The organism is Paraniabella aurantiaca, from assembly GCF_050309965.1.
GTDB lineage: Bacteria > Bacteroidota > Bacteroidia > Chitinophagales > Chitinophagaceae > Niabella.
The window spans coordinates 703,417-720,833 of the sequence record NZ_JBLOSY010000001.1 but is presented as its reverse complement, the minus strand read 5'-3'; the positions used below and the strand labels follow the sequence as shown (position 1 = coordinate 720,833).

Genomic DNA, 17,417 nt, shown 5'->3' with positions numbered 1-17,417 from the left:
ATAATTGAGCAAAATAAGGAATTTAAAGGGGCATTTTTGAATTTTTTGCATAGTATTTGCTGAGGTCAGGAGATAGCAGATTTAATTATTTTTTACGTTAAAATTTGTTTATTTAACAAATGGCTCTAAATTTGCTAAACTTATTAAGAAAAATCATTTTAAATCTTAATCCTTAGTTATGACAAGCAAAAAGTACCAATTACTAGCAGGCCTTAGTTGCCTGGTTGCGTCAACAGGCTTCGCCCAGGTGAGCCCGTCGCACCCTTATACCGCCCCACACCCGGTATATGGCACTTTCTCTGTGACAGATTCTAATTATTACAACAGCAAACAACTGGCTCAGCACAATGAGTTTATGGTTGGAAACTACGATTATCCTGCAAAACCCAAAGACATGTGGGAAATAGGTATCAAAGGTGGTTCCTTCTCTATTCCTGTAGCTGACGTTGACGCAAGATATTTAAACTCTTTCGGCTTCGGCGGTCATATCCGTAAATCTTTAGGACATGTAATGTCATTAAGATTGGAGTATGTTTATGGTGTTGCTCAGGGTTTAAACTGGAGACCATCTACGCAAAGCTACCTGGCTGAAGGAGCAAACACTCCCTGGGCTGGTTATGCAGGTAAGGAAGTTTACCATAACTACAAAACAAAAAGCCAGGACCTTTCATTACAGGCTTTATTTAATTTAGGAAACATCCGCTTCTATAAAAATCAAACAGGTGCAACTGTTTATGCTTTAGCTGGTGTAGGTGTTAATACCTTCAAAACAAGCGTTAATGCCTTAAATGGTAGCAGCCAGTATAACTTCCCAACTCAAGGACAAGTGTACGACAACCGTAAAGACCAGTTAGATGCGATCAAAGATCTTTTAGATGATTCTTATGAAAGCTCAGCTACTTTAGATCCTTCTAAAAAGTGGAGCAAAACTTTCGCTGGTTACATTACTCCTTCTGCAACAGTTGGTGCTGGTGTAGCTTTCCGTCTTTCTTCTCGCGTAAACTTAGCTCTTGAAGATCGCCTGATCTTTAACGGTTCTGATATGTTAGATGGTGTTCGTCGTGATGAGAGCGGAACATTAAGCCCTGATAAAGATTGGTTCAACTATCTTTCTTTAGGTCTTAACTTTAACCTGGGTAGCAAAGCAAAAAGAGTTGAGCCTCTTTACTGGTTAAACCCATTAAACTATGCTTACGGCGAGTTACGCAGAGTACCAGAAATCGTTCTTCCAGATGCTGATGGTGATGGTGTAACTGATCAGTTCGATCAAGAACAAACTCCTGCTGGTTGCCCAGTTGATACTCATGGTGTTAGCCGCGATACAGATGGTGATGGTGTACCTGATTGTAAAGATAAAGAACTGGTTACTCCAACTTATTGCCAGCCAGTTGATGCTGATGGTGTAGGTAAATGTCCTTGCCCAGAAGGCTGTGCTCCTGCTCAAAGTGATTGCGCTACTTCTTTAGGTGCTTTACCAAGCATTCACTTCGCAGCAAATTCTAACAAACTTTCTGATGATGCAGCTGGTACTTTAGCAACTGTAGCTTCTAAACTGAAAGCTAATCCAAACTGTAAAGTAGTAGTAGTAGGTTACTGCGCAGCTACTAAACGTCAGCAGCAATTAAGCTGGGATCACGTAAATAAAGTGATTTCTCACTTAGTTGAAAAAGAAGGCGTAAGCAGCGACAGATTTATCTTCAGCTCAGGCCAGGAAGGTGGTGATTGCGATGCAGTTGACATCCGTGCAGCTGCTCCTGGAGAAGATGGTCCAAACACTATCGCTCCTCCGCATCCAAACTTGCGTAAAAACTAATAAGTTTTTAGTTAAATAATAGAAAGGCCCTTCTCATTTGAGAAGGGCCTTTCTATTATTCTGATATATTAAGATTACGTGGGTCTTATAATTCCTTAAAGAAATAAAGCCCTATCCCAATTGGGAATAGGAGAATTGGGGCATCGCATAGGCTTAAATGTGATAAACCTTAATAAACCTTAGTTCAATCTATTGGTGAAAATCCTTTGAGAAAAGCCACCTATTTGTTCTAAATGGGGCCCAGGGGAAAGAAAAGAATGTTCAAATAGATTGTATAGAAGCAGTATATACTTATTATTAAGTGAATGATTCCATCTGCTAGTAAAGAAAAGTTGCATTGCAGCTACTACTAGCGTCCGTATTATTACTTTTTACACTGCTTGTTTCTGAGTTATGCTCAACGGCCATTTACTAAAAATGATTAGTTATAACTAGATTTTAAGTCAAACTTCTTTTGCAACACATAAAAAAACACCAGGCTTAAAATAACCTGATGTTCCTGATATTATTGATATAGAGATTGATGGATTAGTCTTCCATATCTTCTCTTATTTCTTCGCTAATCTTTACCAACACTTTATCGATCCTATGCCCATCCATATCCATTATTTCAAAGTCAAAACCATTCCAGTCCAGTTTGTCTGAAGCAATGGGAATACGTTTTAGTTTATGTAAAATAAAGCCTGCAATAGTGTCAAACTCCTGCTCTCCTTCGTTCATCCAATCAGTTTTGTCGAAGTAAGAGAGAAAATCGTAAAATGGAAGCTGACCATCTACTAAAAATGTACCATCATCTCTTTTGATTACTTCATATTCATCATCATCATGTTGTGGCATATCGCCGATAATAGCTTCCAGGATGTCTTTGAGTGTAATCATTCCCAATACGCTACCATACTCGTCAACTATAAAGCAGGAATGTAATTGCGACTCTTTGAACTTTTCCATCACCTTGAACGCCGTATTGTTGTCTGGTACAAAAAGCGCTGGCCGCATAAGGTTTTTGAAAGGTATATTATCGTTATTGGTATACAAATCTTTTAAAGAAATAACACCCTTTATGTTGTCTATTTCTCCTTCACAAATCGGATAAATTGAATGTGGCTCTTTTAATATTTTTTCCCTGATCGTTTCTTCCGTATCAGTTGTATTAAACCATACAATATCACTTCTGTGTGTCATCAAAGATGTAATATTCCGGTCACTCAAGTGAAATACCCGTTCGATGATCTCCTGCTCGGTCTCCTCTAAAGTACCCTGCTCAGTTCCTTCATTAATGATTGCTTTTATTTCCTCCTCCGTAACCTGAGAGTCGTCCGATTTAACATTAAATATCTTGGTAATTAACCGGGTAGATTGAGTGAGCAACCATATAAAAGGGAAGGTGATCCAGCTTACAACACGCATGGGGCCGGCTACAAATTTTGCAATCTTTTCAGGTGCTGACAGGCCGATCCTTTTAGGGATCAATTCTCCAAAAACTAGTGAGAAATAGGTAATCAAAATAACCACAACGGTGGTTGCAATTCCTTTACTGTAAGGCGCTAATGAAGGAAATTGCGCAACAAATACTTCAATATCCCCTGTTATTTTGTCGCCCGAGTAAATACCGGTTAAAATACCAATAAGTGTAATCCCTATTTGCACCGTGGAAAGAAAATGATCGGGATGATTGGCCAATGCCAGTGCGTCTTTGGCTTTTTTGTCGCCTTTGTTTGCTTGCGCTTCCAGCCTGGCCTTTCGGGCTGATACAAGAGCTATTTCAGCCATAGAAAAAACCCCGTTTAATAAAATAAGTAGGGCAATTATGAGTATTTCCATTAATTTAAAATTGATTGCTTATCGAATATGGGAAATCCGAATTTTTTGTTGAATAAATTACCAGATAGAGAGCCAATAAGAAGCCCCAGCAGCGCGCCGCATAATACATCGAAGGGATAGTGAACTCCAACATATATCTGAGCGAATCCAATAACACCTGCCCAAACAAAAAGGACCCAGGCATAACGGAAAAAGCTCTTGAAAGTTACAAAAAAGAAGGCAGCAATGCCAAAATGGTTAATTGCATGATTAGAAACAAAACTAAAGCCACCGCTGCACCTGCCTAGTAATGTACGTACATGGCCAATCATCTCAGGATCTGAACATGGCCTTAAACGCTCAAAACCCTCCTTGAATATTCGGGCACCCACAATATCAGTACAGGCGGCAGTAGCTAATGCCAGTGCCAGCCACCACCAACCGGTTCTTTTAAAATTAATTACTGTAAAAGCTACAATGAAAAGATAGAGGGGCCCCCAGGTAAATGCATTACGCATAACAGGCATGAAGCTATCGAAGAGGGAATTTGCCAATTTTATATTGATCCATTCAAATAACCAGCGGTCAGCACTTACAAACCAATCCGGTAAGGGAATATAACCAGGTATATCCATAAGATGCAAAAATAACGATACTGGTTAAATCTGGTGTTAAGTCTCCTAAATATATAATGCAATATCGAATAATTGTCTGATCAGAATTAACAACTTCCTATCTTAGCGTTTATGAAACGTAAAAAATTTATTGCCTCAGCTGCTGCAATGGCTACGGCACCTTTTTTACAGCTTAATGCCAGTACTGCCACCAGTAATAAGAGTACAATTCCTCCCTATCTGAAGCCGGGTGACATGATTGGTATTACTTCTCCTGCAGGGTATACCACACGCGAGGCAATTATCCCCGCGGCAACATTGCTTCAACAATGGGGGTACAAAATAAGAGTGGGGTTTACTATTGGCAAAAAGGATCACACTTTTGGCGGAACGGATGCAGAGCGGTTATCAGATATGCAGGCTTTGTTAGATGATCCGCAGATAAAAGCTATTATGTGTGCCAGAGGGGGGTATGGAAGTGTAAGGATTGTGGACGGATTGAATTGGGAGAAATTTAAGGCCAATCCAAAATGGATTATCGGGTTTAGTGATATTACGGTCTTACATTCTCATCTTCAAAGAAACATGGGGATAGCCTCTATTCATTCAAAAATGTGTAATAGCTTTCCTGATATATGGGATAATGCAGATGCCCTGCAGAAAGATACCATTGAATCGATAAAGCGTGCGTTAGCAGGCGACCGCATGGAGTATACCGCGCCGGTCAGTAACTATAATAGAAACGGGAAGGCTAAAGGACCGCTGGTAGGGGGAAATCTGAAAACGCTGGAAAGCCTGGCAGGGTCGACATCAGATATTGAAACAGAAGGGAAAATACTTTTTGTGGAAGATACAGGAGAGTATTTATATAGTGTGGACCGTATGTTCTGGAATTTAAAACGGACGGGAAAATTGTCGAGGCTGGCCGGATTGATAGTAGGCGGCATTAAAGTAAAGCAGGATGACCCCTCGGAATACTTTGGGCAAACTATTTATGATATCATTACGGACAAAGTAAAAGGTTATAACTATCCGGTTTGTTTCGATTTTCCCGTTGGGCATCAAATAGATAATTTCGCTTTAAAATGCGGGGTGATGCACGAGCTATCGGTTCAATCCGCCGGAAGCAACTTAAAAGAGATCTAAAAACATAAATTGATTTTTTGTCGATGATAATAAAGACACCTCCCTATCTACAACCGGGAGATACTATAGGCATTGTATGTCCTGCAGGTTACATGGCTTTTGAGAAGGCAGCAGAGTGTGTGAGAGTATTGCAGGACGAGTGGGGGTATAAGGTAAAAGTGGGCAGCACTTTGGGTAGTAAGTCCGAAAACTATTTTGCCGGTCCGGATGAGGAGCGGTTAAACGATTTTCAGGCGATGCTGGATGATGATACTGTGCAGGCAGTGCTTTGTGGAAGAGGCGGTTATGGGATGGGGCGAATTATTGATCAGATTAACTTTAAGAAGTTCAGAAAGAAGCCCAAATGGATAATAGGTTTTAGCGATATTACTATTTTGCATTCTCATTTATATTCGAACTATCATATAGCCTCCCTGCATGCGCCTATGGCGGCTGCATTTAACGATGAAGGGTACTTAAATAAGTATGTTGTTTCTTTGAAGGAAGCGCTTGAAGGGAAATGGGCAAAGTATGCCTGTGAGCCTCATGAATTAAACAGGCAGGGAGAGGCTGTAGGGGAATTAGTGGGTGGAAATCTCGCTTTGTTGGTGAATGGAATTGGTACGCCTTCTGAAATTAAAACCAAAGGCCGGATACTTTTTATAGAGGATATCGGTGAGCAGAAATATGCGATCGACAGAATGATGCAGCAGCTAAAAAGAAGCGGCAAGCTTAAAAAACTTGCCGGCCTCATAGTAGGCTGTTTTGCGGATACAAAAGATACGGATCGTCCTTTTGGCGCCACCCTGCATGAAATTATTCTAGACGCCGTTAGGGAGTTCGATTACCCCGTTTGTTTTGAGTTTCCTGTTAGTCACAATAAAGAAAATCTTGCATTGAAAATTGGCGTTGGGTATAAACTTCGTGTTAATTCAAAGAAGGTTACACTCGATGAATAGTTGATATTGCAGCTATTGCTCCCTGATAACTTTTACCACTCGGGAATAAGTAGGTGAACCGTTATCTATGTCGTGTTGGATAATTCTCAGAAAAATAGTTGGATTATCATATTGCGGACTATTAGACTCTTTCGCACAGGAGTAAATAACCATTCCTGCCAGTAGAGTGACATAGATGCGTGTCATGCGTTTTCTGAAAACGGAAAGTAGCAGTATTGCAAATGATATACCTCCTAAAACGGCGGATTTGCCCGAAAAGCTATAATTTAAAGGTGTGTCTGAATTGCCACCAAGTGCAATTGATGAAACGCTCCCAATCGTGTGCCATTCCGTTGCGTTCGGCGATACCTGGATCTCATAGTCTTTACAATTAGTCTCCCTAAGACTTTGCCAGTTTATCTGTAACGTGCCATTTTTTATATTGGCATTGATCTCTCCAAACTGAACAGGCAAGACAGAACAACTGTTATTAATTTCCCTTACAAAAGCATCACTGAAAGTGGTTGTAGTACCATCATTGTTGATAATTACTATGTTTTTAATAACCAGAAACAGATTCCTGTTTTTAAGTGCAGGGTTTGCCGATATCGACGCAGGATAGTAAAGCGTGTTATTGTTAATGGTTAATGGGGAGTTGGAGCTGGTCAGGTGGTAGTTGACGTCGCCATCTGTATCGATGGCTGGGGCGTCATCTGCAACATTAAAAAGGCCGTCCCCGTTGCGATCTACATATACATCAACGTTTAGATCAGCAGTTGTACTGTTCGCATCTTTTGCAATTGTAAAGGACAGCGAATTAGCAATGCTTGAACAGGAAATAGTGCCATTGGCTGTTGGACCTTCTGGGGTAAACGTAAAGCCCGGCATTGCACATTGAACCTGGTTAGCACTCGCTCCATTGGTCGACCATGCATCGCCGGTAAATGTCGGAAGTGAGCCTGTACAGGGCCCTGGCAACACTATTTTTAAGTTTTCTATCACATACCTGCTGGTAGTGCTATTAAGGGGCGTTTCAGTTACGGTGATGCCTGGCATAGTCGCAGGGTTGGCCATGGGAACAGTTGCATCGGGAGGGTAGCTGGTATAAAATGTTGCCGGGTTGGCGAAACTGTTAATACCGATATTTACCAATGAACTGTAAAGTATACCCGATGCTGATCCGGCATCGTCTATAGGCTGAGTGGCATAGTTAAAGGGTAGTGCAGTGCCGCCGGAGCCAAAATGATACTTATTTTGTTCCCATAAATGAACAAAGATGTATTTATTACCACCATTAACCTGCACGTCAAATTCAAGATTAACGAGATATTCGCATTGTCCTGTGGATGCATTGGAAGTAATGCTGACGAATTGTACTGTAGGACTCACAAAGGTGCAGGACTGCGCATATAAATGATTTGGGAGCAGAAACATAAAAAATGCTACGGCTGTGGTAAGCAAATTTTTAGTAATAGTAAGCTTCATAGTTCAGGCATTTTGGGATTAATAATTGGGAGGCTATAAGCGATCCCATTTGCCTGATGAAGTTATACGAGGAGATTACGTATTATATAAAAATTCTATGAATTGGCTTTGAAAGACGTTCAAAGTCCTGATTTCGTCCACGGCTCTCTGAAGGCGTGAGAAAAGTGAAGCAGGTAGCACAAAAAAATCCCCAACATTAGAGATGTTGGGGACTTCATCAAAAACCATTAACCATTAAACCTTATCCTATGAAAATTCAATACGAAATTACGAAATAAATTATATCATGCAAACGATTGTTATTTATTTTTATAAATTTTCACATTTTTTTATGATTTAATTATCGCATTATCAGTTGTTTCCCCCTTGTCAGGGAAACGAAGATTGAAAAACGCCTGAATTGGGGAATAAAAAGCGGGACAAAACAATAAATTAGTGTTTAAACAGGGATGTGTGTGTCGAAATTTTCCTGTCTTTTAAATACAACTGTTGTAGGGTGCTGTTGCGGGATAGAAAACTAATTTGCCTCGCGTGCTAAGATTTTCGTGCTGCGTAAATGGCCTTTTGGGTGGCTTGGGGCGGTGTGGCCTGCGCGGTGGTGCGCAGGCTGAAACTAAAACGATTAACACAATAAAGAACGCACAAAATAAGCGGTTATAAAGGGTATTCATACTTCTTTTTGTATCAGGGCGGGCAATAAACAGGCCAATTAAATCAGTTATAGTGCGAAGTATCTTTAAAAAAAATCGCCTTCAAGCGAAGGCGATTTTAATAAAATTGAAGGTAACCTGCTAGAACGTATATCTTGCAGATACGCCTACATTTGGATAAAAATTATTATAGCCATTATAATCAAACGGCTCAACAATATTAAATGTTGGACGAACATCAGCTGATACAGCTAGCGGAATCTTTTTAAACTTGTAGTCTGCGCCACCTGTTGGAAATAAACCAACACCAAATCCTTTATAGTATTTGTTATTTGAGAATGTGTTAGAAACTACTACTCCTCCTCCAACAAACCATTTTAAACCGTCAACAGGTTTAATGTCAAAGTGATGTTGATAGGCTCCGGAAGCTGATACATTTGTCCATCTGGTACCTCCGAACTTTTCAGGGCGTATACCCAGATTAAATTCGAGTGCAGACGCATCATTCAAAAAAGTTTTATAGGCTGCGGAAGCGATGTCATAATAGCCACTTCCAAGGCGAAGGCCTATAGATTGTTTGTAGTTACTTTGTGCAAAAAGAGCCGAGCTTAAAGAAAGTAGAACCAGTCCAAGTGTCAATTTAATTTTCATAAATATTTGATTTGTTTAAAGGCCGCAAATCTAAACTATTTCTTTATTAATTATATACCAAGATCTGGTGATTTCGGCAAACGGTTATTATCGGGGTACCAACAGCTTTAAGCCGGGCATAAACGACAAAAGTTTGCATAGTACTATGCAAACTTTTGAATAATCTGATATTAATAAACCTTATTAATAGTCTTTGTTGTAGTCGCTGCTACGGTCGCGATATCCGCCGCCGCCGCCATAACCGCCGCCGCTTTTTCTGTAGCCACCGCCGCCGCTGTTACCGCCGCCGCCGAAGCTTCTTTTTTTGTAGCCACCGCCATTGCTGCTACCGCCTTCTTTAGGACGGCTTTCGTTTACTACGATATTTCTACCGTCAACTTCTGTTCCGTTTAAAGCGCTGATTGCAGCTTGTGCTTCGTCATCATTAGCCATTTCTACGAAACCAAAGCCTTTGCTACGGTTAGTGAATTTGTCTAAAACGATTTTAGCAGAAGTTACTTCTCCGTGCGAGCTGAATAAATTCTGTAAGTCCTGGTCTTTCAAGTTCCAGCTTAAGTTACCAACGTAAATGTTCATTTTTTTTGTTTTAAGAAATTTAAAGAAAGTGAGAAACAGTAACCAAGATCAATGAACATTTATTGTACCATGGAACTTTAATACTGAATATACACCATAATAATATTACAAATATACTGCTAAATACATCGTATCTCCAATAAATTTATTTTACCAAATAATTACTAAAACGCCCGACCTAAAGGCCGGGCGCTGTAAATGACTTTGAAAAAGGAATAATTATTCAGCAATCACTTCAAAATCAAGTTCGGTGGAATGACCATTTCCGAAATCGATAGTAGCTTTATGCGTACCTAATTCTTTTACTTCTTCATTGATATGAATTTTTTTACGGTCGATTTCATAACCTTTTTGCTCGCGGATAGCTCTGCTGATCTGCAGGTTAGTTACACTACCGAAAATTTTGCCAGATGTACCTGTTTTAGCTCCGATTTTAAGAGGCGACGCGCTTAGCTTGCTGATAACATCGTTAATAGCTGCTAACATCGCTGCTTCTTTTTTCTTAGCTTGCTTCAGTCTTTCTTCCAGCTGCTTTTTGTTGCCAGCGCTGTATTCAACTGCTAATTTGCGAGGTAATAAAAAGTTACGTGCGTAACCATTCTTTACGGTTACCACTTCGTTAACACCACCCAAATTATCTACATCCTGTATTAAAATTACTTCCATTATAATGGTTATTTAGTTCCCTTTTGCCCAATCGATGAATTGTGACTGTCTCCACCGGTGTGGATTAGGGAAGGTTACTAATAGCGAGTAGAAAGCAGTAGAATAGTTAATAGGGTTCAACCTACTTGCAACTCCCTATTTTCTACTTGCTTATTCTATTTCAAAAGATCTGTTACGTAAGGTAAAAGAGCCATCTGGCGTGCCTTCTTTACAGCATCAGATACCCTGCGCTGGAATTTCAGGCTGTTACCAGTTAAACGGCGTGGTAACAACTTACCCTGCTCGTTCAGGAACTTTTTCAGGAATTCTATGTCTTTGTAATCAACATAGCGGATGCCATATTTTTTAAAGCGGCAGAATTTCTTTACGCGTTTGTCGGTTTTAATGGCCGTCAGGTATTTTATTTCATTCTTTGCCATAATATTAAGCCTCCACTGCTTTTTCGGTTCCTGTTTTCACGCCTTTAGCCTTTTTAGCATTATACTCAACGGCGTATTTGTCGAGTTTAGTGCATAGGTGACGAAGTACTGATTCGTCGCGAAGAAGCTGTATTTTCAGCTTCTCATTGAAGTCGGATGGCGCAGTGTATTCCATAACCCAGTATAAACCAGTGGTTTTTTTCTGGATCGGATACGCCAGTGATTTCAATCCCCATGGATTTTCGTGAACGATAGAGCCACCTGCTTCAGTTACCATACCGGCAAACTTTTTCTGAGCAGCTTTAAACTCTTCTTCACTTAAAACAGGGGTAAAAATCACCATCAATTCATAATTGTTCATTACCCTGAAATTTGGTTAAAAAATAAAAATATCCCCCAGCTTTTGCTAAGGGGCTGCAAAGATACTAATTTTAAGCGAATCGGGTAACTTGTAGGTTATTTACACAAAGTTTCAACTTAATCTGTTGATTTATAATTTAATATTCAATCACAAGTTTTCCAATAGTACTGCCGCTTTCCAATTTGCGGTGAGCATTCTTAAAATTATCAGCCAAAAGTCCACTTAAGGTAGTCGTTAAGGTCGGTTGCAGTGTTCCATTGTCGAAGAGCTCAGCAGCTTTATTAAGAATATAATGCTGCTCTATTATGTCCTCCGTTTGAAACATGGACCGGGTAAACATCAACTCCCAGTGAAAACTCACACTTTTTGATTTAAGCTGGCGCAGATTAACGGGCTGTACCGGATCGCTGATAGAACCAATGGCACCTTGCGGGCGAATCAGCTCTGCAAAAGCATCCCAATATTGGTTAACGTCTACAAAATCCAAAATAAAATCTATCTGCTGAAACCCTGCTGCCTGCACCTCATTTACCAGGTCGCGGTGATTCACCACATAGTCAGCACCCAGTCGTTTACACCATTCAACCGACTCAGCTCTTGATGCGGTGGCCAACACAGTTAGTCCTGCCACTTTTTTAGCTATTTGAATGGCGATGGAACCAACACCCCCGGCGCCACCAATGATCAATATGCTTTTTCCTTTATCTTTTTCATTAATGCGCATCCGGTCAAATAGAATTTCCCATGCTGTTAATGTGGTAAGTGGCATTGCAGCGGCTTCAACATAAGTAAGGTTGACTGGCTTTTTTCCAACAATACGCTCATCTACCAGCTGAAATTCGGCATTAGAACCGTTTTTGGTGATATCGCCCGCATAATACACTTCATCTCCTGCTTTAAAAAGTGTTACATCGCTTCCTACTGCCTCAACAATACCCGCAGCATCCCAGCCTATTATTTTAGGTGTATCCAACATTTTTTCTTTTGCGCTGTTCTGTCTTACTTTAAAATCTACCGGGTTTACGCCTGCCGCTTTTACTTTTACCAATATTTCATGACCAGTTGGTTGCGGCGTTGTTATTTCAAAGTCAATAAAGCTTTCTGCTTCTTCTATAGGGAGGGAGGTTTTAAATCCTACGGCTTTCATGATTGTTTGTTTTAGATGAATTATATAACAAACAGGGCTGCCATTGAAATTGTTTAAGATGCGACATTGCCACACAAAAAAAGTTCTTCCCCGGAAGAACTTTAATATTAATAAGATGTAGGATCTACTGATTGTCACCGAGGCTGTACTCGTTGTTTTCTTCGTCTTCTTCGCCAATATCTTCGTTATCATCATCTGCCTCCTGACCGGGCACATCCAGGTCCTTTCCATCCTGCGGCGTTCGCTCATTCAACTTTTCTCCTTCGAAGTCCCTGTCATCCAGCCTGGCTCTTTTTAAGTCCTCATCATCAACATTGTCCAGCGATTCTGTGTCCTTCAATAATTCGCGTTCCTGCCGCGAAACATTGGTATCATCATTGGCATCAATGTCTTCTTCATCAGTTTCTTCTTCGAAAATACCTACTCCTTCTTCATCGTCGGACGCAATGGTTAAATCCGCCTCCTGGTTGGTTTCAGGTGGCTTTACATTGGCCTGGCCGGGTATATCTTCTACATCGGGTAAATCAATAACCACTTCTTCCGGCTTTAATTTTTCCCTGTCTTTTTCCGAATCGTGTATGTCGGATCCATTTAAGTTTGTCATAGATAAAAGGTTTAGTACAACCTTAGGTTGACAAATACAATGCCACGCAATACGAACGGCAACTTAAAATAAAAGCCCCGGCTTTATGGGCCGGGGCTAACTATCTGCTTTAATATTTATTTGATCTCTTCCTTAATGTCTTCCATTAATTTGTGAGCGATATGGTTGGCCTTACTTTCAAAATCACTTTCAGAATAGATCCGGATAATGGGTTCTGTATTGGAAGTGCGTAAATGTACCCAGTCGTTATCAAATTCTATTTTTAATCCATCTTCGTCGTTGATCGGATTTTTAGCATACTTCTCTTTGATGCTTTTAAAGATAGCGGCTACATTAATACTGCTGTCCAGCTCAATTTTGTTTTTGCTAATAAAATAGTCGGGATACTGGCGGCGTAAAGACCCGATACTTCCTTTTTGGTTCGCCAGGTGGGATAAAAACAATGCGATACCAATTAAAGCGTCACGGCCATAATGGAAATCAGGTACAATAATACCTCCATTGCCTTCTCCGCCGATTACCGCGTCGGTTTCCTTCATCTTTTTCACCACATTTACTTCACCAACAGCCGAAGGGGTATAAGAGCCACCCCTTTTCAGGGTAACCTCTTTCAAAGCTTTGGTGCTGCTCATATTACTTACCGTATTGCCGGGGCGCAGCGATAGTATATAATCGGCAACCGCAACCAGCGTGTATTCTTCTCCAAACATGCTGCCATCTTCACAAACAAAGCAAAGGCGGTCAACGTCCGGGTCAACAGCAATACCCAAATCTGCTTTTTCTTTAACAACTGTGCTGCTTAGCTCGGTTAAATGATTCGGTAATGGCTCGGGGTTATGAGCGAAATTGCCTGTTACTTCTTTATTTAATACAATAATATTCTCAATGCCTAATGCATTTAATAATGCCGGAACAAAGGTGGCGCCGGTAGAGTTAATCGCATCTACTACTACTTTAAAATTTTTAGCCGCAATAGCTTCTTTATTTACCAAGGGGTAGTTGAGGATCGCATCGATATGCTTCTGCATATAAGAATCATCTTTCTTGATTTTACCCAGTTTATCTACCGGTACAAAATTAAAATCCTCAGCTTCTGCAATGCGTAGTAATTCCAGGCCAGTTTCGGCAGAAATAAATTCCCCTTTTTCATTCAACAGTTTTAAGGCGTTCCACTCTTTAGGGTTGTGGCTGGCTGTCAAAATAATACCTCCGTCCGCACCTTCGAGCGGAACTGCAATCTCAACTGTAGGCGTAGTGCTTAAATCCAGATCTACCACATCGATACCCATGGCAGACAGGGTAGATTGTACCAGGTTGCTGACCATCGCCCCGCTGATGCGCCCGTCGCGGCCTATTACCACTTTTACATTTTTATCCTTTCCTGCATTCTTTTTTAAGATGGCTCCATAGGCAGCTGTGAATTTTACCACGTCAACCGGTGATAAAGTGTCTCCGGTTTTGCCACCGATGGTACCACGGATACCAGATATACTTTTGATAAGAGGCATATACTTATGTGATTTTTTTATATTATCAGGGGTGCAAATTTACGAGCCATGCCTCTATTAATGGGAATTTGTGGATAATATTAATGTTAGGAAAGACAGAAAGTTGGGTTTAAAACTGCTCTGCGCGCAAAAAATGACCAGGTTAGGCAAGTGGACTAACGGCCGTTGGTCTCTGAAAAGCAGGCAGGTGCCATTACCTATGCCTAATAATAATTACTTTTGCAGGTTAATTATAAGTATTAAAGAAGGTTATGAGTGAATTTAAAAGAGTGCTGGTTACTGCCGCGTTGCCTTATGCAAATGGTCCCATACATATCGGGCATTTAGCCGGCTGTTATGTTCCTGCTGATATTTACGTAAGATTTCTGCGTGCACAAAATAAAGATGTAAAGTTTATAGGCGGTAGTGATGAACACGGCGTGCCTATTACGATCAGGGCCATGAAAGAAGGGGTATCTCCTCAGCAGATTGTAGACCGTTACCACGAGCAGATCAAACATAGCTTTGAGCAAATGGGTATTTCATTCGATATCTATTCGCGAACATCAAGCCCTGTGCATCATGAAACAGCAGCTGCTTTCTTTAAAAAGTTGTATGATGATGGTTTGTTTGAAGAAAAAGAAAGCGAGCAATATTATGACGAGAAAACAAATACTTTTTTAGCCGATCGTTATATAGTAGGTACCTGCCCTGTTTGTGGTAATGATAATGCTTATGGGGATCAATGCGAAAAATGTGGCAGCTCTTTGTCTCCCGAACAACTGATCAACCCGCGTAGTGCATTAAGCGATGCAATACCGGTTAAGAAAAAAACAAAGCACTGGTATTTTCCCTTACAGAATTATGAAGAGTTCCTGAAAAAGTGGATACTGGAAGGACATACCGAGTGGAAGAATAATGTATTTGGACAATGTAAAAGCTGGCTGGATAGCGGGCTCCAGAGCCGTGCTATGACCCGTGATAGCAACTGGGGTATTAAAGTGCCTTTGCCTGATGCAGAAGGGAAGGTGCTATATGTTTGGTTTGATGCACCTATCGGCTATATTTCTGCAACAAAAGAGTTAACGGAGAACTGGGCAGATTACTGGTGTAAAGAAGATACAAAACTGGTTCATTTTATCGGGAAGGATAATATTGTGTTCCATTGTATCATTTTCCCGGCGATGCTAAAGGCGCATGGTAATTTTGTATTGCCTGATAATGTACCGGCAAACGAGTTTTTGAATATTGAAGGGGATAAAGTATCTACCAGCCGCAACTGGGCCGTTTGGGTACATGAATATATTAAAGACTTCCCCGGCTGTGAAGATGTATTGCGCTATGTGCTTTGTGCCAATGCCCCTGAAAATAAAGACAATGATTTTACCTGGAAGGATTTCCAGGACAGGAACAATAATGAGCTGGCTTCCATCTTCGGGAACTTCGTTAACCGTACGTTTGTATTAATGCACAAACTATGCGGCGGTAAAGTGCCGAAACTGCATACCGAGGTGCTGGATGAAAAAGACAAATCGATCATTGCTGATATTGAAGCTGCGAAGGCTAAAGTACAAACTGCGCTGGAAAATTATCGTTTCAGAGATGCATTGTACGAAGCTATTGACCTGAGCCGTAAGGGTAATAAATACATGCAGGAAAAAGAACCCTGGATTGTTGCTAAAAAGCTGGCTGAAGATCCTGAAGGGCAGAAAAGCATTGATAACTGTTTGCATTTGTGTTTACAGTTAACAGCTAATTTGGCTATTCTCATTAACCCGTTTTTACCGGCTACCGCCAAAAAAATGCTACATATGATGAAAGTGGTAGATAAAATGCTGGATTGGGATAATGCCGGAAAGATCAACCTGCTGAGTGCAGGTTATTCCTTAAGGGCGCCTGAAATTTTGTTCAGGAAAATTGAAGACGCCGAAATTGAAGCACAAATTGAGAAGCTAAAAGCCGGAAGCCAGCAAAAGCCTGCGGCCCCGGCCAAAGAGGTAGCAGCTAAGGTTGAAAAAGAGGCAATTGTATCCGACTTAAAGCCCGAGATTGTTTTTGATGATTTCGCTAAAATTGATTTGAGATCAGGTACTATATTATCAGCGGAAAAAGTAGAAAAGGCCGATAAGCTTTTAAAGCTGCAGGTGGATCTTGGTTTTGAAAAAAGAACCATTGTGTCGGGTATCGCCCAGCATTTTGATGCAGATACGATAGTAGGTAAAAGGGTAGTGGTAGTAGCTAACCTGGCTCCCCGTAAAATGAGGGGTATTGAAAGTAACGGAATGATCTTAATGGCTGAAGATGCAGAAGGCAAACTGATATTTGTAAACGGAGAAGAGGGCGCTGTTAATGGAAGTAAGGTAAGTTAGGCATCGCACAAATTATAAACCGTAAAGGGCTTCTCATTTGTTGGGAAGCCCTTTTTTATTCTGCTGTTCACTCCAAAAAAGTGCGATTTCTTAATTTTTTCTATCCATTTATAAATAATAAAAGACGACAAAGGTTTTTTGTAGACGTTTCATCTGTTAGTCGACAATGTACCATTATCCGTCTCCCTGTTTTGTCTATTAATCTACTATCGGTTTTTAGGGGTTCCCGGTGAAATAGTTTTACAGCAGCAATAATTTTTAACTTCTAAAATATCTGCAATGAAAGCTGTAAAAATAATTATACTGGTTTGCTTCCTTAGTTTGGGCTTGAGTGTAACCGGCCAAAATAAACAGGCCAAATTAAAGCCCTGGGTATGTACCAGCGGGTTTTGGGTAGTGGAGACCAATGTAAAAACTCCACTATTAAATAAGGTAAGGTTTTATACGAACAACGGCCTGCTGATGGAAGAAAAAGAAATGAATGGTACCCGGTTGAACGTTAAAAGAAGAAAAGTAAAAATAGAATTGAAGCAAATGCTGGAAACAGTAACAGTAGCCTGGGAGCAACAACATAAAAGCGAGTGGGTAAAAAGAAATTAATGTTTTTCTTTAGCACAATTGGCCCCGTGTCTTTCCAGGCATGGGGCATTTTCAATCAAATACGTTTGTCGACGAAAATTGTAGTTTGGTCAACTATTCGGGCAAATACTTT

16 protein-coding genes are annotated in these 17,417 nt (G+C 40.6%); 5 read left to right on the top strand and 11 right to left on the bottom strand.

Going from position 1 to position 17,417, the window contains the following annotated elements; all coding sequences use genetic code 11:
- Window positions 1-178 precede the first annotated feature (178 nt).
- Window positions 179-1,813, top strand: coding sequence for an OmpA family protein (locus ACLOAU_RS03220; RefSeq protein ID WP_427860388.1), 1,635 nt, complete (start codon window positions 179-181; stop codon window positions 1,811-1,813).
- Between the two features lie 528 nt (window positions 1,814-2,341).
- Here the strand turns inward: ACLOAU_RS03220 and ACLOAU_RS03215 are convergent.
- Complete coding sequence (locus ACLOAU_RS03215; protein ID WP_427860387.1) at window positions 2,342-3,634, bottom strand: hemolysin family protein; 1,293 nt, start codon at window positions 3,632-3,634, stop codon at window positions 2,342-2,344.
- Window positions 3,634-4,248: a phosphatase PAP2 family protein gene (locus tag ACLOAU_RS03210; protein ID WP_427860386.1), complete on the bottom strand. Its 615-nt coding sequence runs from the start codon at window positions 4,246-4,248 to the stop codon at window positions 3,634-3,636. The genes ACLOAU_RS03215 and ACLOAU_RS03210 overlap by 1 nt, the downstream gene beginning before the upstream one ends.
- A 111-nt stretch (window positions 4,249-4,359) precedes the next feature.
- Here ACLOAU_RS03210 and ACLOAU_RS03205 point away from each other — a divergent pair, with 111 nt between their 5' ends.
- Window positions 4,360-5,373: a S66 peptidase family protein gene (locus tag ACLOAU_RS03205; protein WP_427860385.1), complete on the top strand. Its 1,014-nt coding sequence runs from the start codon at window positions 4,360-4,362 to the stop codon at window positions 5,371-5,373.
- 23 nt (window positions 5,374-5,396) lie between these two features.
- Window positions 5,397-6,311 (top strand): S66 peptidase family protein, encoded by a 915-nt coding sequence (locus tag ACLOAU_RS03200; RefSeq protein WP_427862676.1) that lies wholly within the window; start codon window positions 5,397-5,399, stop codon window positions 6,309-6,311.
- A 12-nt stretch (window positions 6,312-6,323) separates the two neighbouring features.
- Here ACLOAU_RS03200 and ACLOAU_RS03195 read toward each other — a convergent pair whose 3' ends face one another.
- From ACLOAU_RS03195 to glmM, 9 genes are all read right to left on the bottom strand, one after another.
- Window positions 6,324-7,775, bottom strand: coding sequence for a hypothetical protein (locus tag ACLOAU_RS03195; protein ID WP_427860384.1), 1,452 nt, complete (start codon window positions 7,773-7,775; stop codon window positions 6,324-6,326).
- Between the two features lie 791 nt (window positions 7,776-8,566).
- Window positions 8,567-9,076 carry a hypothetical protein gene (locus ACLOAU_RS03190; RefSeq protein WP_427860383.1) on the bottom strand — a complete coding sequence of 170 codons (510 nt, stop codon included), beginning with the start codon at window positions 9,074-9,076 and terminating at the stop codon, window positions 8,567-8,569.
- A gap of 183 nt (window positions 9,077-9,259) precedes the next feature.
- Window positions 9,260-9,652, bottom strand: coding sequence for an RNA-binding regulator (rbp, locus tag ACLOAU_RS03185; RefSeq protein WP_427860382.1), 393 nt, complete (start codon window positions 9,650-9,652; stop codon window positions 9,260-9,262).
- A 219-nt stretch (window positions 9,653-9,871) separates the two neighbouring features.
- Window positions 9,872-10,318: a 50S ribosomal protein L9 gene (rplI, locus tag ACLOAU_RS03180; protein WP_427860381.1), complete on the bottom strand. Its 447-nt coding sequence runs from the start codon at window positions 10,316-10,318 to the stop codon at window positions 9,872-9,874.
- A gap of 155 nt (window positions 10,319-10,473) precedes the next feature.
- Window positions 10,474-10,737, bottom strand: coding sequence for a 30S ribosomal protein S18 (gene rpsR, locus ACLOAU_RS03175; protein WP_114792984.1), 264 nt, complete (start codon window positions 10,735-10,737; stop codon window positions 10,474-10,476).
- 4 nt (window positions 10,738-10,741) lie between these two features.
- On the bottom strand, window positions 10,742-11,098 hold the full coding sequence (rpsF, locus tag ACLOAU_RS03170; RefSeq protein WP_427860380.1) for a 30S ribosomal protein S6: 357 nt from the start codon (window positions 11,096-11,098) through the stop codon (window positions 10,742-10,744).
- A gap of 136 nt (window positions 11,099-11,234) precedes the next feature.
- Complete coding sequence (locus ACLOAU_RS03165) at window positions 11,235-12,245, bottom strand: zinc-binding alcohol dehydrogenase family protein (protein ID WP_427860379.1); 1,011 nt, start codon at window positions 12,243-12,245, stop codon at window positions 11,235-11,237.
- A gap of 124 nt (window positions 12,246-12,369) precedes the next feature.
- Window positions 12,370-12,849 (bottom strand): hypothetical protein, encoded by a 480-nt coding sequence (locus ACLOAU_RS03160; protein WP_427860378.1) that lies wholly within the window; start codon window positions 12,847-12,849, stop codon window positions 12,370-12,372.
- A gap of 116 nt (window positions 12,850-12,965) precedes the next feature.
- Entirely contained in the window at window positions 12,966-14,357 is a 1,392-nt protein-coding gene (gene glmM / locus ACLOAU_RS03155; protein ID WP_427860377.1) for a phosphoglucosamine mutase, read from the bottom strand.
- 251 nt (window positions 14,358-14,608) lie between these two features.
- Between glmM and metG the strand changes: the two genes are divergently transcribed.
- Together metG and ACLOAU_RS03145 are read left to right on the top strand one after the other, a co-directional pair.
- Window positions 14,609-16,705, top strand: coding sequence for a methionine--tRNA ligase (gene metG, locus ACLOAU_RS03150; protein ID WP_427860375.1), 2,097 nt, complete (start codon window positions 14,609-14,611; stop codon window positions 16,703-16,705).
- 279 nt (window positions 16,706-16,984) lie between these two features.
- Window positions 16,985-17,305 (top strand): hypothetical protein, encoded by a 321-nt coding sequence (locus ACLOAU_RS03145; protein WP_427860374.1) that lies wholly within the window; start codon window positions 16,985-16,987, stop codon window positions 17,303-17,305.
- Window positions 17,306-17,417 lie beyond the last annotated feature (112 nt).

Bases quoted from the DNA above. Each gene is read 5' to 3' on its own strand.
- ACLOAU_RS03220 (WP_427860388.1), top strand. From the start codon at position 179: ATGACAAGCAAAAAGTACCAATTACTAGCAGGCCTTAGTTGCCTGGTT.
- rbp (WP_427860382.1), bottom strand. From the start codon at position 9,652: ATGAACATTTACGTTGGTAACTTAAGCTGGAACTTGAAAGACCAGGAC.
- ACLOAU_RS03145 (WP_427860374.1), top strand. From the start codon at position 16,985: ATGAAAGCTGTAAAAATAATTATACTGGTTTGCTTCCTTAGTTTGGGC.
- rpsF (WP_427860380.1), bottom strand. From the start codon at position 11,098: ATGAACAATTATGAATTGATGGTGATTTTTACCCCTGTTTTAAGTGAA.
- ACLOAU_RS03190 (WP_427860383.1), bottom strand. From the start codon at position 9,076: ATGAAAATTAAATTGACACTTGGACTGGTTCTACTTTCTTTAAGCTCG.
- ACLOAU_RS03210 (WP_427860386.1), bottom strand. From the start codon at position 4,248: ATGGATATACCTGGTTATATTCCCTTACCGGATTGGTTTGTAAGTGCT.
- ACLOAU_RS03200 (WP_427862676.1), top strand. From the start codon at position 5,397: ATGATAATAAAGACACCTCCCTATCTACAACCGGGAGATACTATAGGC.
- ACLOAU_RS03215 (WP_427860387.1), bottom strand. From the start codon at position 3,634: ATGGAAATACTCATAATTGCCCTACTTATTTTATTAAACGGGGTTTTT.
- ACLOAU_RS03195 (WP_427860384.1), bottom strand. From the start codon at position 7,775: ATGAAGCTTACTATTACTAAAAATTTGCTTACCACAGCCGTAGCATTT.
- glmM (WP_427860377.1), bottom strand. From the start codon at position 14,357: ATGCCTCTTATCAAAAGTATATCTGGTATCCGTGGTACCATCGGTGGC.
- ACLOAU_RS03205 (WP_427860385.1), top strand. From the start codon at position 4,360: ATGAAACGTAAAAAATTTATTGCCTCAGCTGCTGCAATGGCTACGGCA.
- ACLOAU_RS03160 (WP_427860378.1), bottom strand. From the start codon at position 12,849: ATGACAAACTTAAATGGATCCGACATACACGATTCGGAAAAAGACAGG.
- ACLOAU_RS03165 (WP_427860379.1), bottom strand. From the start codon at position 12,245: ATGAAAGCCGTAGGATTTAAAACCTCCCTCCCTATAGAAGAAGCAGAA.
- rpsR (WP_114792984.1), bottom strand. From the start codon at position 10,737: ATGGCAAAGAATGAAATAAAATACCTGACGGCCATTAAAACCGACAAA.
- rplI (WP_427860381.1), bottom strand. From the start codon at position 10,318: ATGGAAGTAATTTTAATACAGGATGTAGATAATTTGGGTGGTGTTAAC.
- metG (WP_427860375.1), top strand. From the start codon at position 14,609: ATGAGTGAATTTAAAAGAGTGCTGGTTACTGCCGCGTTGCCTTATGCA.